At 34.6% G+C, this 16329-nt stretch carries 17 protein-coding genes; 14 read left to right on the forward strand and 3 right to left on the reverse strand.

The window, feature by feature from the left end; genetic code table 11:
• The first annotated feature begins 5 nt into the window (after nt 1-5).
• From MNO09_RS11460 to MNO09_RS11510, 11 genes are all read left to right on the forward strand, one after another.
• The gene (locus MNO09_RS11460) at nt 6-764 is read left to right on the forward strand and encodes an exodeoxyribonuclease III (RefSeq protein ID WP_070169043.1); all 759 of its coding nucleotides are present in this window, start codon (nt 6-8) and stop codon (nt 762-764) included.
• Between the two features lie 285 nt (nt 765-1049).
• Nucleotides 1050-2015 carry an iron-hydroxamate ABC transporter substrate-binding protein gene (locus MNO09_RS11465; RefSeq protein ID WP_048545878.1) on the forward strand — a complete coding sequence of 322 codons (966 nt, stop codon included), beginning with the start codon at nt 1050-1052 and terminating at the stop codon, nt 2013-2015.
• Between the two features lie 27 nt (nt 2016-2042).
• The gene (locus tag MNO09_RS11470; RefSeq protein WP_001173055.1) at nt 2043-3050 is read left to right on the forward strand and encodes a FecCD family ABC transporter permease; all 1008 of its coding nucleotides are present in this window, start codon (nt 2043-2045) and stop codon (nt 3048-3050) included.
• A complete protein-coding gene (locus MNO09_RS11475; protein WP_016135196.1) occupies nt 3043-4065 on the forward strand; it encodes a FecCD family ABC transporter permease in 1023 nt (340 codons plus the stop codon). The genes MNO09_RS11470 and MNO09_RS11475 overlap by 8 nt, the downstream gene beginning before the upstream one ends.
• A gap of 14 nt (nt 4066-4079) precedes the next feature.
• Nucleotides 4080-4901, forward strand: coding sequence for an ABC transporter ATP-binding protein (locus tag MNO09_RS11480; RefSeq protein WP_000025778.1), 822 nt, complete (start codon nt 4080-4082; stop codon nt 4899-4901).
• Between the two features lie 16 nt (nt 4902-4917).
• On the forward strand, nt 4918-5736 hold the full coding sequence (locus tag MNO09_RS11485) for an alpha/beta hydrolase (protein ID WP_070169042.1): 819 nt from the start codon (nt 4918-4920) through the stop codon (nt 5734-5736).
• A gap of 276 nt (nt 5737-6012) precedes the next feature.
• Nucleotides 6013-6240, forward strand: a complete 228-nt coding sequence (locus tag MNO09_RS11490) for a hypothetical protein (protein WP_070169041.1) — start codon at nt 6013-6015, stop codon at nt 6238-6240.
• A 292-nt stretch (nt 6241-6532) separates the two neighbouring features.
• Complete coding sequence (locus MNO09_RS11495; protein WP_000349635.1) at nt 6533-6835, forward strand: metal-sensing transcriptional repressor; 303 nt, start codon at nt 6533-6535, stop codon at nt 6833-6835.
• A 203-nt stretch (nt 6836-7038) separates the two neighbouring features.
• Nucleotides 7039-7245, forward strand: coding sequence for a copper chaperone CopZ (gene copZ / locus MNO09_RS11500; protein WP_070169040.1), 207 nt, complete (start codon nt 7039-7041; stop codon nt 7243-7245).
• Between the two features lie 95 nt (nt 7246-7340).
• Nucleotides 7341-9770 (forward strand): heavy metal translocating P-type ATPase, encoded by a 2430-nt coding sequence (locus MNO09_RS11505; protein WP_070169039.1) that lies wholly within the window; start codon nt 7341-7343, stop codon nt 9768-9770.
• 151 nt (nt 9771-9921) lie between these two features.
• On the forward strand, nt 9922-10401 hold the full coding sequence (locus MNO09_RS11510; protein ID WP_070169038.1) for a GNAT family N-acetyltransferase: 480 nt from the start codon (nt 9922-9924) through the stop codon (nt 10399-10401).
• A 20-nt stretch (nt 10402-10421) separates the two neighbouring features.
• On the opposite strand, the gene hbs is transcribed toward MNO09_RS11510, so the two are convergent.
• On the reverse strand, nt 10422-10694 hold the full coding sequence (gene hbs / locus MNO09_RS11515) for a non-specific DNA-binding protein Hbs (RefSeq protein WP_001043904.1): 273 nt from the start codon (nt 10692-10694) through the stop codon (nt 10422-10424).
• 141 nt (nt 10695-10835) lie between these two features.
• Nucleotides 10836-11651 carry a formate/nitrite transporter family protein gene (locus MNO09_RS11520; RefSeq protein WP_088107338.1) on the reverse strand — a complete coding sequence of 272 codons (816 nt, stop codon included), beginning with the start codon at nt 11649-11651 and terminating at the stop codon, nt 10836-10838.
• A gap of 196 nt (nt 11652-11847) precedes the next feature.
• Here MNO09_RS11520 and MNO09_RS11525 point away from each other — a divergent pair, with 196 nt between their 5' ends.
• A complete protein-coding gene (locus tag MNO09_RS11525) occupies nt 11848-12741 on the forward strand; it encodes a metallophosphoesterase (protein ID WP_000556878.1) in 894 nt (297 codons plus the stop codon).
• Between the two features lie 300 nt (nt 12742-13041).
• Here MNO09_RS11525 and MNO09_RS11530 read toward each other — a convergent pair whose 3' ends face one another.
• Nucleotides 13042-14124, reverse strand: coding sequence for a chitinase (locus MNO09_RS11530; RefSeq protein ID WP_002096363.1), 1083 nt, complete (start codon nt 14122-14124; stop codon nt 13042-13044).
• A 270-nt stretch (nt 14125-14394) separates the two neighbouring features.
• Here MNO09_RS11530 and gabP point away from each other — a divergent pair, with 270 nt between their 5' ends.
• Together gabP and MNO09_RS11540 are read left to right on the forward strand one after the other, a co-directional pair.
• Nucleotides 14395-15789 carry a GABA permease gene (gene gabP, locus MNO09_RS11535; RefSeq protein WP_000360102.1) on the forward strand — a complete coding sequence of 465 codons (1395 nt, stop codon included), beginning with the start codon at nt 14395-14397 and terminating at the stop codon, nt 15787-15789.
• Nucleotides 15790-15922: 133 nt separating this feature from the next.
• The gene (locus MNO09_RS11540) at nt 15923-16261 is read left to right on the forward strand and encodes a hypothetical protein (RefSeq protein ID WP_116480666.1); all 339 of its coding nucleotides are present in this window, start codon (nt 15923-15925) and stop codon (nt 16259-16261) included.
• Nucleotides 16262-16329 lie beyond the last annotated feature (68 nt).

Here is a 16329-nt window from a genome sequence, read left to right on the forward strand (position 1 = left end):
TATAAGTGAAGTTAATTTCATGGAATGTAAATGGCTTGCGAGCTGTTATCGCAAAAGGTGGATTTTTAGAATATCTCGAAGAATCCAATGCAGATATATTTTGTCTACAAGAGATTAAATTACAAGATGGACAAATTGATTTAAATCCAGAGGGATATTATACATACTGGAATTATGCTGTGAAAAAAGGTTATTCAGGTACGGCTATTTTTTCGAAAAAAGAACCGCTTTCTGTTACATATGGTTTAGGCATTGAAGAGCATGATCAAGAAGGACGAGTTATTACTTTAGAGTTCGAAGATTTTTACATAATTACGTTATATACACCAAATTCAAAACGAGGATTAGAGCGTTTAGATTACAGAATGAAATGGGAAGATGATTTCAGGGCGTATATCAAACGATTAGATGAAAAAAAACCCGTTGTTTTTTGCGGGGACTTAAACGTTGCTCATAAAGAAATCGATTTAAAAAATCCAAAAAGTAACCGCAAAAATCCTGGATTCTCTGATGAGGAACGAGAGAAATTCACACGTATCTTAGAAGAAGGATTTATTGATACGTATCGTTATCTGTATCCTGATCAGGAAGGTGCATATTCGTGGTGGTCGTATCGTATGGGGGCGAGAGCCAAAAATATTGGATGGCGTTTAGATTATTTTGTTGTTTCCGAAAGAATGAAAAACCAAATAACAGAGGCGGAAATTAATAGTGAAGTAATGGGATCAGACCATTGCCCAGTTGAATTACATATAAATTTCTAAAAAAAGAAGTATCTCCCTGATAATAGGAGGTACTTCTTTTTTGATTCAGTTTGTTAAAATTTTTCAAATCATTCTTGAAATTATTTCATATTAAATATATACTTAGTAACGATAATCATTATCAGTGAAAAGGGTTATCAATGGATGAGGTGTAAAAGAATCATAGTTTAGGGGAAGTGAACGAGAATGAGTTCTGGATAAAATTATTAATCTAATGAAATATATATGTAAGACAAGTTTCATATAGTTAAATTTTATTGAAAATTCGAGAGGAGTTATATAAAGATGAACAAGAAGTTATTTACTTTAGGGATGGTTACAGTTTTAAGTGTAGGACTAGCAGCATGCAATAGTACGGATAAAACTTCAGGAGAACAAAAGCAACAGACAAAAGCTACGGAAACGAAAAAAGACGAAAAAAGAAAAATTACATATTTAGGTAAAGAATATACAGTACCAGCAAAAGTAGATAAAATTGCGACAGCTAGTTTAGAGTCAATGGAAGATGCAGCGGTACTTGGTATTAAGCCGGTAGGTGCCATTACTGTTGGTGGTAAATTACCGAAGTATCTTGAGAAAGATTTAGAGGGTGCGAAATCTGTTGGTGAGAAAATGCAACCAAATTTTGAAACATTACTACAATTAAAGCCAGACGTTATTACATCAAGTACGAAATTCCCAGCAGAAACAGCTGAAAAGTTTACGAAAGTAGCTCCGACATTCCCGGTATCACATGTTTCAACAGATTGGGAAGATAACTTAAAGTTAATGGGAGAATTAACTGGTAAAAAAGATAAAGCAGAAAAAATTATTAAAGATTACAATGCAGATGCTGAAAAAGCAAAAGCAAAACTAGGAGATAAGTTAAAAGACAAAAAAGTACTTGTCATTAGACTAAGAGCAAACGAATTATTCCTATATCCAGAAGGAGTATACTTCAACCCTGTCATTTATAAAGATCTTGGGCTAACTGCTCCAGAACAACTTAAAGCTGTAAAAGCACAAGAGAAAATTTCATTTGAAAAACTTGCTGAACTTAACCCAGATTATATTTTCTTACAATATGAGGCAAGTGAAAATAAAAATCCGAAAGTGCTAGAAGAAATTGAAAGCAATCCAATTTGGCAAAGTATGAATGCTGCGAAGGAAAAGAAAGTATTTGTAAACGTTGTAGACCCAATGGCACAAGGTGGTACAGCTTGGAGTAAAACAGTATTCTTAAAAGAAGCAGTAAAAAATTTATCTAAATAATACAATAAGTAAGGTGCGTTGAATGATATGCAGAAAACAAATGCAGTACCAGTAACCATATTATGTATAGCACCCATACTGATCTTATTTACAGTTATACTTTCTATTTTGTATGGGGCGAAAAGTATTGATGCTGAAACAGTGTGGAACGCATTATTTCATTTTGATTCAAGCGATGTAAATCATAATATTATTATTACTTCACGTTTACCAAGGGTAGTTGCAGCTCTTTTAGTCGGAGCATTTCTAGCCATATCAGGAGCACTTATGCAGGGGATGACAAGAAACTATCTTGCATCCCCTTCTATTATGGGTGTGACGGATGGGGCAGCCTTTGTTATTACACTTTGCATGATTTTTCTTCCAGGAATGTCATCAATTGGTATGGTTTTATGTTCAATGATTGGTTCTGCACTAGGAGCCGGTATCGTTTTTGGTTTTGGTTCGCTCCTTCAAAATGGCTTATCACCAGTTAGGTTAGCAATTATCGGAACAGTTATTGGAACATTTTTAAGTAGTGTATCTGCTGCAATGGCTTCATATTTCCAAATTTCTCAAAATGTTAGTTTTTGGTTTAATGCAAAGTTAGACCAAGTGGACCCTAATATCATTAAAATCACGATACCGTTTGGGATAATTGGAATAGTTTTAGCGCTGTTAATATCAAAATCTATTACTATTCTTTCTTTAGGAGAAGAAGTTTCTATTAATCTAGGACAGCGTACAAAACTAGTTAAAGCGATGGCTATTTTATCGGTTATTTTCTTAACAGGAACGGCAGTTGCTTTAGTGGGGAAAGTTGGTTTTGTAGGTTTAATTATTCCGCACATTACTCGCTTTATAATTGGGGTAGATTATAAGTGGATTTTGCCATGTGCAGGCGTTATTGGTGGAGTTTTCTTAGCGTTATGTGATGTTTTAAGTAGATTTGTAAACTATCCATTTGAAACACCAATTGGAGTCGTTACCTCCTTAATTGGAATTCCTTTCTTCCTTTATTTAATCCGTACAAGAGGAGGAGAGAGACATGCTTAAAAGTTCGAGTCAGCGCTTTGGAATGACAATGGGGATTATTATATTTTTAATACTATGTGCAATTTATATTAGTTTAACGAATGGTACGTTTGATATTACGATTACAGATGTATTTAAAACACTCTTTAGAATAGATCCAGTACCAGATCATGATTTAGTTATTTTTGAGTTTCGTCTTCCGCGCATTGTAATTGCTGGATTAGTGGGATTAGGCCTAGGCGTTGCAGGTGCAGTTATTCAAGGGATTACGAGAAATGGATTGGCAGACCCAGGTATTTTAGGAGTAAATGCCGGAGCAGGAACAGCAATCGTCATCTTTATGTTTTTCTTTCAAGGACAATTAAAGAGCACAGACTGGGTTTCTATTATGATGATGCCAATGTTTGGTTTAGTCGGCGGATTAGGTGCAGCTATCATCATTTATCTGTTTTCTTGGAAAAACGGTAAGTTAGATTCGCAGCGTCTTTTATTAACAGGGATTGCAATTGGATCAGGATTTGGAGCATTTTCTATGTATTTATCACTCAAAATGAAGTCAACTGATTTCGAGATGGCTGCAGTTTGGGTGTCAGGAAGTATATATAATGCAAACTGGAAGTATATTATTGCTATGTTGCCGTGGCTTATCATATTAATTCCGCTTATACAAAAGAAAGCTTATTTATTAGATTTATTTCAATTGGAAGAAACGAGTATTACAAGTTTAGGTGTTTCGGTAGAAAGAGAGAAATCTATTTTACTACTAAGTAGTATCGGACTTGTCAGTGCATGTGTTGCAGTTTCAGGAAGTATTGGTTTCATTGGTTTAATGGCACCTCATATAGCAAAAAGACTTGTCGGTATTCAACATAAGCATATCATTCCTACGTGTGGAGTAATCGGAATGTTCCTTGTAATAGCTTCAGACTTTATTGCAAAAACAGTTTTCACCCCTGTAGAGTTACCTGTTGGGATCGTTATTTCTATTGTCGGTGTACCGTATTTCTTATATTTACTTTATAAGGCGAAAGCGTAAGAGGAGGAATAAAAGTGAGTATTTTAAGTGCAAAAAATTTAGAAACGAGTTATGAAAAGCTTACAGTGTTTCGCGATTTAAATGTGGAAATACAAGAAGGAAAAGTAACGACAATTATAGGGCCAAACGGGTGCGGTAAATCAACACTGTTAAAAACAATGGGAAGAATTTTAAAGCAAAAGAGCGGTAAAGTATATTTGCAAGGACAGGATTTAAATACGATTCCAACGAAAGAAATTGCGAAGCAGTTAGCTTTACTCCCGCAAACTCCAATTGCACCAGGAGAACTTAAAGTGGAAGAATTAATTTCCTATGGACGCTATCCACATCGAAATAATGTAAATAAGTTAACTTCAAAAGATAAAGAGATGATTGATTGGGCATTAGATATAACGAAAACTTCTGAATTTCGAACGAGACAAATTGCAAATTTATCAGGCGGTCAAAGACAAAAGGTATGGCTAGCGATGGCTTTAGCACAAGAGACAGAAGTGTTACTACTAGATGAACCAACTACATATCTCGATATGTCTCATCAATTAGATGTATTACAAATTGTGGAGAAGTTAAATAAAGAACATAATTGTACGGTCGTTATGGTATTACATGATATTAACCATGCAGCAAGGTTTTCAGATGAAATTATTGCGATGAAGGAAGGGGAAATCGTTACAACTGGTAGCCCAGAAGAAATCATTACAAATGAAGTGTTAAAAGAAGTATTTCATATTGATGCGCGTGTCATGATTGATCCGTATAATGGGTCTCCGGTTTGTTTCGGTTACGATAGCGTTGTATCTCAAGAAGAGAAAGTAGAAATATATGTAACGAGTTAAGAAGGGGGGATGTAAGATGAATACTACTATTGAAAAACAGCAGATTATTACATCTAATACAGAACAGTGGAAACTGTATTCAAAATTAGACGGTAAAGAATATCAAATTCATATTTCAAAGCCGAGGCAGCCAGCACCAGAGTCAGGATATCCTGTTATATACGTATTAGATGGCAATGCCTTTTTTCAAACATTCCACGAAGCGGTTAAAATACAATCAGTTAGAGCGGAAAAAACAGGTGTTTCACCAGCCATTATAGTAGGTATTGGTTATCCAATTGAAGGGGCATTTTCAGGTGAGGAAAGATGCTATGATTTTACGCCTAGTGTAATTTCAAAAGATGCACCTTTAAAACCAGACGGTAAACCGTGGCCTAAAACAGGAGGAGCGCATAACTTCTTTACTTTTATCGAAGAAGAACTGAAACCTCAAATTGAAAATAATTATGAGATTGATAAAGGAAAGCAAACGTTATTTGGGCATTCGTTAGGTGGCTTATTTGCTTTACATATACTATTTACCAACTTAAATACCTTTCAAAATTATTTTATAAGTAGCCCATCTATTTGGTGGAATAACCAATCCGTACTTGAAAAAGAAGAGAACCTTATAAGTGAATTAAACAATGCTAAGTTTGAAACAGGAGTGTTCCTTACAGTCGGATCACTAGAACGAGAGCATATGGTTATAGGTGCAAATGAATTATCAGAGCGCCTTCACCTAGTAAAACACGATCAGTTACGATTTACGTTTTATGAAGCTGAAGGGGAGAATCATGCATCTGTCGTGCCGACTTCTTTAAGTAAAGGATTAAGATTTATTAGTCACGTATAAATTGAAATGAATATCTAATAAAATACAAACAAAAGGCTATGGGAAATTCTCCATAGCCTTTTGTTTGTGCAAGTAGAATTGTCCTTTTTGAACGTTTTGTTTCAACTTTTCGTCTAAAGAGACAAAAAGTTGTCACAATTCGGTCACAATTAGCATAAACATAAAATAGACGAAATGAACTTATTTCCAAAAAGGCTTGATTCATTCCATTCATGATTAGTAGAGCTGAAAAAGCATGGATTAAAAGTTCACTATATTCTCAAGGAGGTAGATTGTATGAAAACTATTCTTGCTATCGCTGGGCTTATTTGGGTTTTATCACATGGCATTCCAATTTATGAAGGAGAACAAATTCGCAGTGCTCTGAATAAAAATTTTAATGAATATCATATCATTGATCGGCAAGATAATGTCGTGACAGTTCGTGTAAATGACTGTTTTCATACGGTAACCGTTGAAGGAACTTCAGTAGTGAATGAAACAAAAGTATGTGATCAGCAATAATTATATATAGGAAGAAAAAAGTCTCAACTTACACGTGTGAAAATTGAGACTTTTATATTTTTGGATGAATAATAAGCGGGGATGGATAATCCCTGCTTATTATTGTTTTTTGAAAAAAAGGCAAGGGTATCATAATAATTGAGTCTGAGAAGCTAATAAGTTGTTAAGAATAAGCATAGAGCAGAAATATACTCATATGGGGTATCATACGTAGATATTTAATGCTATAATTGGTATACTCGTAAAAGCAATTGTTTTATTGGATGAAGAGAAACTTTAAGAAGGTGATAATATGGATCATAAAGATCATGAAGCGGTAACACATAGATCAGAAAAAGAAAAAGAACAAATTATAAATAGATTAAAGAGAATTGAAGGACAGGTCCGCGGTATTCAAAATATGATTGAAAATGATCGTTATTGCGTGGATATTTTAGTGCAAATTTCAGCGATTAATGCAGCGATGAAAAAAGTAGGAATGGGTGTATTAAAAAACCATACAAGTCATTGTGTTTCAGGTGCTATTAAAGATGGCAATGGTGACGAAGCAATTGAAGAATTAATGACAGTATTTGAACGTTTTTCAAAAGCGTAAAAACAAGCTAGTATGTCACTGGCTTGTTTTTTTGTTTATTTTTATATAGGATTTCGAGGTATTGGTGTGAAAAAGTGTGTGTAAAATAAACTTTTAGAAAATAATTGAAAAATCATGATATAAAACCATTGATTACCTTAGGGGGGTATGGTAAAATGTAATTGTGGTTAACAAACAATGAAGAAACAAGAGGAGGATTTTAAATGGAACAGTTAACATTACAAGTTGAAGGTATGTCTTGTGGACATTGTGTAAATTCTATTGAAAGTAGTGTGAAAGAACTAAACGGTGTTGAGCAAGTGAAAGTTCAATTAGCAGAAGGTACTGTTGAAGTTACGATCGACTCATCAGTTGTAACGTTAAAAGAAATCGTTGCTGTAATTGAAGATCAAGGGTACGATGTTCAATAATTATTTTTAGATATGGAAATAAATCGTACTTTATAGGAAGTACGATTTATTTTGTTAATAATTATACCTTATGAGGGTATATAGAGGTGAGAGACATGAATGAACAGAAAGAGGCCAATCTTCAAATATCAGGAATGACATGTGCGGCATGTGCAAATAGAATTGAAAAAGGCTTGAAAAAAGTAGAAGGTGTTCATGATGCAAATGTAAATTTTGCACTTGAAAAAACAAAAATAATGTATGATCCCCAAAAAACAAATCCGCAACAATTTAAGCAAAAAGTTGAATCGCTAGGGTATGGAATTGTAAGTGATAAAGCTGAGTTTACTGTTTCAGGGATGACATGCGCGGCATGTGCGAATAGAGTAGAAAAGCGCTTAAATAAATTAGAAGGTGTGAACGGAGCGACAGTAAATTTCGCTTTGGAATCGGCTACAGTATATTTTAATCCTGATGAAATTCATGTAAATGAAATGAAGAGTGCAATTACGAAATTAGGCTATAAATTGGAAGTGAAATCAGATGAGCAAAATGGATCAATTGATCATCGCTTACAAGAAATTGAGCGACAAAAGAAGAAATTTATTATTTCGTTTATTTTATCATTCCCGTTACTGTGGGCAATGGTAAGTCATTTCTCATTTACATCGTTTATTTATTTACCTGATATGCTTATGAACCCTTGGGTGCAGCTAGCTCTTGCAACTCCGGTTCAGTTTATCATTGGTGGGCAGTTTTATGTTGGAGCTTATAAAGCGTTACGAAATAAAAGTGCCAATATGGATGTTCTCGTTGCACTTGGAACGTCTGCAGCGTATTTTTACAGTGTGTATTTAAGTATTAGGTCGATTGGTTCTTCGGAACATATGACAGACTTGTATTTTGAAACGAGTGCAGTACTTATTACATTAATTATTTTAGGTAAATTATTTGAGGCGAAAGCAAAGGGACGCTCGTCAGAAGCAATTAAAAAATTAATGGGATTACAGGCGAAAACCGCTACTGTTGTACGAGATGGAACAGAAATAAAAATTTTAATCGAAGAAGTGGTAGCTGGTGATATCATTTATGTAAAACCTGGTGAAAAAATCCCGGTAGATGGGGAAATTGTAGAAGGAAAGTCAGCAATAGATGAATCGATGTTAACAGGTGAGAGTATTCCAGTTGATAAAACAATTGGGGATGTAGTAATCGGTTCTACAATAAATAAAAACGGATTTTTAAAAGTGAAAGCAACTAAGGTAGGAAGAGATACTGCATTAGCTCAAATTATTAAAGTAGTAGAAGAGGCGCAAGGTTCAAAAGCTCCTATTCAAAGGGTAGCTGATCAAATTTCAGGTATTTTCGTACCCGTTGTAGTTGTGATTGCTATTATCACATTTGCAGTGTGGATGCTATTTGTTACACCTGGTGATTTTGGCGGAGCACTTGAGAAAATGATAGCCGTACTTGTTATCGCTTGTCCATGTGCATTAGGTCTTGCGACACCTACATCTATTATGGCGGGATCAGGAAGATCAGCTGAGTATGGTATTTTATTTAAAGGTGGAGAGCATTTAGAAGCAACGCACCGATTAGATACAGTTATTCTAGATAAAACAGGTACTGTGACAAACGGGAAGCCTGTTTTAACAGATGTAATTGTAGCAGATGGATTTCATAAAGAAGAAATACTACGTTTAGTAGGTGCGGCAGAAAAAAATTCTGAACATCCACTTGCAGAAGCGATTGTAGAAGGAATTAAAGAAAAGAAAATTGATATCCCAAGTTCAGAAACGTTTGAAGCGATTCCAGGATTCGGTATCGAATCAGTCGTAGAAGGAAAACAATTATTAATTGGTACACGTCGATTAATGAAGAAATTCGATATTGATATTGAAGAAGTTTCTAAATCGATGGAAGAGCTAGAACGAGAAGGAAAAACAGCAATGCTTATTGCGATCAATAAAGAATATGCTGGTATAGTGGCTGTTGCAGATACTGTAAAAGATACTTCAAAAGCAGCTATCGCAAGACTTAAGAAAATGGGTCTAGACGTTGTTATGATTACAGGAGATAATACACAAACTGCTCAGGCAATCGCTAAGCAAGTTGGTATTGATCACGTAATTGCAGAAGTATTACCAGAAGGAAAAGCAGAAGAAGTGAAAAAACTGCAAGCGCAAGGTAAGAAGGTAGCAATGGTTGGAGATGGAATAAATGATGCTCCTGCACTGGCTACGGCGGATATCGGTATGGCAATTGGAACAGGAACGGATGTAGCGATGGAAGCGGCAGATATTACGTTAATCCGTGGTGATTTAAATAGTATTGCTGATGCAATCTTTATGAGTAAGATGACGATAAGAAATATTAAGCAAAATTTATTCTGGGCACTAGCTTATAACGGCTTAGGAATCCCGATTGCGGCGTTCGGTTTCTTAGCACCTTGGGTTGCTGGAGCCGCGATGGCATTTAGTTCTGTATCCGTTGTATTAAATGCATTACGACTGCAAAGAGTGAAATTAAAAAATAAAAATCTATAGAGAATTGCATATGCTTTTAAACAAAAAAACAATACTTTGAAATAAGTATTGTTTTTTGTTTATATAGAAAGAAAAAAGATATAATAAAGCAGAAATGTTGAATACTAGATGGTAGAAAAGTTAAATGATAGTTTAGTAAGGAGGTTCATATATGTTAAAAGATATGATCATTAGAACATTCCATCAAGAGGATTTAGAACAAGTATTACAGTTATTCTATGAAACAGTTCATACAATTAATGCAAAAGATTATAACGTGTTACAGCTACAGGCATGGGCACCAGATCGACTAGAGAGAGAAAGCTGGTTACAGTCTTTAGAGAAGAATATTAGTTATGTAGCGGATTATAACGGTGTGATAGTGGGATTTGGGGATTATAATGATGAGCATTACATAGATCGTTTATTTACACATAAAGATTATCAAGGAAAAAGGATAGCTTCCTACATACTACAGAAGTTAGAAAAAGAAGCAGTAAACTTGGGGCATGGGGAGATATATACAGAGGCGAGTATTACAGCAAAACCTTTCTTTGAAAGTAAAGGTTTTATTTGCATAAAGGAACAAAAGAAACAGCATAATGGTCAGATTTTTATTAATTATGTAATGAAAAAAATAGCCATCTCGTAAACGAGGTGGCTATTTTTTCATTATTTTACAGCTTCTTTAAGTTCTTTACCAGCTTTGAAAGCAGGTACTTTAGAAGCTGCGATTTGCATTTCTTCACCAGTTTGTGGGTTACGGCCTGTACGAGCAGCTCTTTCGCGAACTTCGAATGTACCGAATCCGATAAGTTGTACTTTCTCACCAGCAGCTAAAGTGTTAGTGATTGATTCTACTACAGTTTGTACAACTACAGTAGCTTCTTTTTGAGAAATCTCAGCATTTTGTGCTACGTTTTTAATTAATTCTGTTTTGTTCATGTTTTTCACCTCATATGTAAATAATGCTATTTAAGTTGTTATTATAACGTATAAAACATTCGAGAACAAGTGTACGCACATATATTCGTAAAAAAAATGAAATTTGTAATATTTTTTAGAGCCACTGTACAGACATTCAATTTAAGCGGATACAGATTTTTTCTTTAATTCGGTTTGCTCTTTATTGGAAGGCAGTTTCTTATTATAAGATATGAAATAAGGTAGTGCTACAAATAACATACCTCCTACTAAGTTTCCGAAGAAAACAAAAATGAAGTTTGGAAAGTATTCACTCCAAGTTAACCGACTGGCAAAAATTGCAGCTGGGATAACAAACATATTGGCTACAACGTGTTGAAATCCAATCGCAACAAAAGTCATAACTGGGAACCAAATGCCGATAATCTTTCCGATAAATTCTTTACTTCCCATACTGAGCCAAACAGCTAAACAAACGAGCCAATTACATCCGATTGCAGAAATGAAAGCTTGTAGTGGTGTATCTTGTAGTTTAGCTTGCGCAATAGAAACAGTTTTCGCTAAAAAAGCACCCTCTGTTAATCCGACGATATGACCGAAAAAATAAGCAACGAATATAGCACCTATGAAGTTGCTAAACGTAACAATAACTAAATTTCGAATGAAGTGAAATAAGTCGATTTTTTTGTGAAGCCACGCCATTGAAACGGTCATCATATTGCCAGTTACTAACTCACCGCCTGCAAGAATAACGAGTATAAGACCGATAGGGAATACAGCGGCACCTAGAAAACTAGTAAATGATCCCCAAGACTTTGGCATTGTTCCAATAACATGAATATCGAGTAAATACCCTAATGCTATGAAAGCACCACCAAAAAAACCGAGAATTAACATAGGGAGTAATGATAAATGAGCTTTTTTTCTTCCGGAATTCGTAGCAAGTTCCGGAATTTCTTCTGGTGTAAATACAGACATGAATAATCTCTCCTTAATAAGATGATGAAATGAATAGATGTAACATTTTTAAGAATCTATGTATTATAAAAATATGGTATGACTTCTGTATAAATTTGTCAAAGTGAATGTAGATAGAATAGGATATAACTAACATTGTTCGTGTTGTCACATTAATGTAACAATAAGGCTTTAAAGTACTTCTAGAGGTGAGAACATGCATACGCATCATGTGAAAAAAGAACAAAAAAAATCAATCGTCAAGATATTTATAATTAGTTTCATAAGCATAGTAATGATTTCAATAAGTTTCTATTTCTATGCGACAGAAATAGAACGGAAACTAGTAACAGTTACGTGGAATGAAATAGAAGCTTCTACAATTCCTAAAGAGTTTAATAATAAGAAAATATTACAATTCTCGGATGTACATTTAGGGCCAGAATTTACACTGAAACAACTAGAAAATTTGGTGGAGAAGATGAATGCGTTACATCCAGATGTAGTAGTTTTTACAGGGGATTTAATAGATAAGTTTGGATCGTATAAAGCCGAAAGAGAAGAAGCGAAAAGTATTTTACAGAAAATACATGCGCCTTTAGGGAAATATGCTGTGTTTGGGAATCATGATAGGGGCGGGGGAGGTAGTTTATTTTATAAAAAGTATATGGAGGAATCTGGTTTCTCTGTGTTAGTAAATGAAGTGCAGAAAATAAAAGCGGAAAACGGTAAGTATATTACAATAGCAGGTTTGGATGATTTTTTATTAGGTAAGCCGCAAATAGACTCGACTTTAAAACATATAAAGCAACAAGATTTCAATATGCTATTAGTACATGAGCCAGATGTTGTAGATAGAGTAGCTCGTTACCCAGTTGATTTTCAAATGTCAGGCCATAGTCACGGAGGACAAGTTCAAATTCCTTTTATAGGTCCATTAATTACTACAAAGTTAGCTGAGAGTCATGTTGAAGGTATGTATGAATTAGAAGGGAAGAATAAGCCGTTACATTTATACGTAAATCGTGGTATTGGGACAACACGAATGCCTGTTAGATTTTGGAGTGTACCTGAACTTTCAGTATTTGTATTGAAGCAAAATAGTAACTAGACTATTTTAGAGTAGTAACAGGACTTTCAGAGAAAGTTCTCTTTTTTTATTAGATAAATACAGAATGTTATGTGATTTTTATTTAAAGTGTTAAAAAAGAAAGAGGAATTTCTATGGTAGAAACATGGCATAAAGAATTGGAAAGTTTATATAACGAAATGGTTTCGTGGCAAATTCCTTTTAAGTATTGTAAATAGTTATGTAGAGATGGAAAAGAATCTTTTCATCATGTAGAAGTGAAAAAGTAATTTACATAAATAAAAAACAACAATAGGTTATTTAACCTATTGTTGTTTTTTATTATTTTTGCAAGGGAATCGCATCAAAATATGTTCTATAGTTATTAGAGAATTCAAAGTTGTTTTTTGCATCCCAATTAATAGACCAAGACATTAGGCCGCGGAATGCAGGGTAGCCACTCTGATTTGAAAGTTTATACTTTCCTCCGAAAGGAATTCCTTTAATGATATAATCTAAAGCTTTTTTCATTTCAGTTGGAGAAATATATCCGCCACTTGGAGCGGCCGCTGGTGCTGAAGGAAGTCCAATCATGACTTGATCCGAACGAAGAGCTGGGAAAATGTTATTTGTATTACCACCTACAGGAAAACCATGTAAGAGCATATCTGCCATGGCGACTTCGTAGTCTGCAGTACCTTGATTGTAGTTATTGCCGTCCATTCCAATGCCGCTGCCAGCATTGTAGTGTTGAACATGAATGTATGTTAGTTTGTCTTTCACTCCGTAAATAATTGGTAAATATGCACCCCATATGCTTCCATATGCGCTATAACCGCCTTGAACATAAGCTGTTTCAGGAGCCATGCTTAATAGAAAATTTGGACCGTAATGATCTGAGATTGTCCGAATAGCTGAAATAAGATTTACGATTTGAGGAGTCGTTGGATTTTTGAAATTAGTGTCATTACCGTTTAAGTAAATTCCTGATTCAAGGTCAATATCTATTCCATCAAAACCGTATTTATCAATTAGAGATTGTATGGAATTAATAAAACGTTGCTTAGCGGCATTATCAGGAAGTAAAACGACCCCATTTTGTCCACCTATTGAAAGAACTATTTTCTTACCTTTACTTTTTAAATAAGAAATATCTGATTTAAACTCTGCATCTGTACCATACACAGGAGAAAATTCAACAGTGGAACGATCACCACCAGTTTCACCGAAAGATACATTGATTACATCCCATTTTGGTGAAACGTCTCTTAATTTAATAATGCCAGTACCGTTATCGAAGTTATGCCAGTATCCAACGAGTAATTTTGATCCTAAATTGTTTGCAGCTTGTGCTTGGAAGGGAGCTAGCGGTAGCAGTAAGAAAATTACTAAAGTACAACAAATAAATTTGAACTTGTTTAACATATCAACACTCCTATACAAAAAGTTGTCTAGATGTATAATCTTGTTTATTTCATAATATCTGAAAATTCAATCTTTTGTAAGGTGACTATAATTTTCTCAACAATTGTTTATGGGAAATTATTAAACCTAATGAAATAATTTTTTGAGGAGGTCGAATTACGATTGTTTAATTCAGAATATTTTGATATATTTTAAAGTATAGGACAAGATTTTTCGCATAATACTCTTACATAAATTTCAAAATTAAGTTTGGAAGGGGATGTACAAGAGTTGGATAAAAATCTCAAGAAAGACCTCAAAATACGCCACATTACAATGATTTCCATTGGTGGCGTAATAGGAGCTGGTTTGTTTGTTGGAAGTGGTGCGGTTGTGCATTCAGCCGGACCAGGTTCTATCGTTTCATATGCATTAGCAGGACTTCTAGTTATTTTTGTTATGAGAATGCTAGGAGAAATGGCAGCTATTAATCCGACAAGTGGTTCATTTGCAACATATGCAAGAGAGGCAATTGGTCCATGGGCAGGTTATACAATTGGGTGGCTATATTGGTTTTTCTGGGTAATTGTTATTGCAATAGAAGCTACAGCAGGTGCTGGTATTATTCAATACTGGATTCCAGAAATCCCACTCTGGTTATTAAGCTTAATATTAACGATTTTATTAACGTTGACGAATGTTTTCTCGGTGAAATCATTTGGAGAATTTGAATATTGGTTTTCATTTATTAAAGTAATAAGTATTGTTTTGTTCCTTTGTCTTGGACTAGCTGTTATTTTAGGATTTGTACCAGGAACGGAAGCACCTGGCACTTCGAATTTAGTAGGGCAAGGAGGATTTATGCCAAATGGTATAAGTTCGGTGCTACTTGGAATTACCGTCGTTATATTTTCATTTATGGGATCAGAGATTGTTGCAGTAGCCGCTGGAGAGTCTGCCGAACCTGTAAAGGCAGTCAAAACTGCAACAAATAGTGTAATTTGGCGTATTCTCGTATTTTTCATTGGATCGATCGCTGTAGTTGTTACACTCCTTCCGTGGAATTCAGCGAACATACTAAAAAGCCCGTTTGTGGCGGTACTGGAACATATAGGGATACCAGCGGCAGCGCAAATTATGAATTTTATCGTTTTAACAGCTGTACTTTCTTGTTTAAATTCGGGTTTATATACGAACTCAAGAATGCTTTTTTCAATGGCAGAAAGAGGAGATGCGCCAAAGGCATTTTTGAAATTGAATAGTAGTGGTGTTCCAGTTCGGGCGGTTTTATTTGGAACTTTCTTTGCTTACATTGGAGTTGTTTTTAGTTACATATCTCCAGATAAAGTATTTTTATTTTTAGTGAATGCATCTGGCGGGATTGCGTTACTCGTATATCTCGTTATAGCAGTTTCACATTTCAAGATACGTAAAAAAATGGGGAAAGCGGAACAACAAAATTTGAAAGTGAAAATGTGGCTTTTTCCATATGTAACATATGTTACAATTGCTGCGATTATAGCAGTTTTAGTTGCCATGCTCGCAATTGAATCTTTACGTTCACAAGCGCTTTTAACAATGCTTGTTACTGTTCTTATAATAATTTCTTATTTTATTTTTAATAGAAATAAAAATAGTACATTGTTGAATCCTAAAAGTAAGAATGAGGAATCTGTTCGATTCTAATTTCTTGTTTTAGAAGAGAGTTACACCCAATCATTGCTATAAAAGAATCATATATAATCATAGAAACAAGTAATTACTATTGTCATAGTGAATATAAGCTTTTTTCTTGACTTTTTATACGAAGGCGAGCAAAATGGTAAAAAAGGAAGGGGGGATGACGATGGAAGAGTACGTATTAGAGCTGTATAACTTGTTATATACGACAGAATGGCAAGATATTGTTTCGTTTCTAGGAATAATGTTTTGTATGAAAATTGTAATTGTATATATGGAAGAGCAGGGTATGTTCTATTCCTTCGCATCTCCGTTCGATGTGCAACGCGAGCCGTTGCCAAACTATGCCAAGGTAAATTACGAACAATTTCCTTTTGTGATTTTCTTTATGATTCGATTTATAACAGCAATTGTAAAGAAAAAGGAAAGTGACGATGAAGAGTGCCACTCAACTTGTAATATAGCGACTGCTTTTTAAGCTAAATACAAGGAGGAGATTTATATGTGGTTTCGATTTCTTATGATTGGTTTCTTTTCATTAACAGC

The sequence above is a fragment of the Bacillus sp. N5-665 genome, from assembly GCF_022637375.2.
In the GTDB taxonomy this organism is placed as follows: domain Bacteria; phylum Bacillota; class Bacilli; order Bacillales; family Bacillaceae_G; genus Bacillus_A; species Bacillus_A wiedmannii.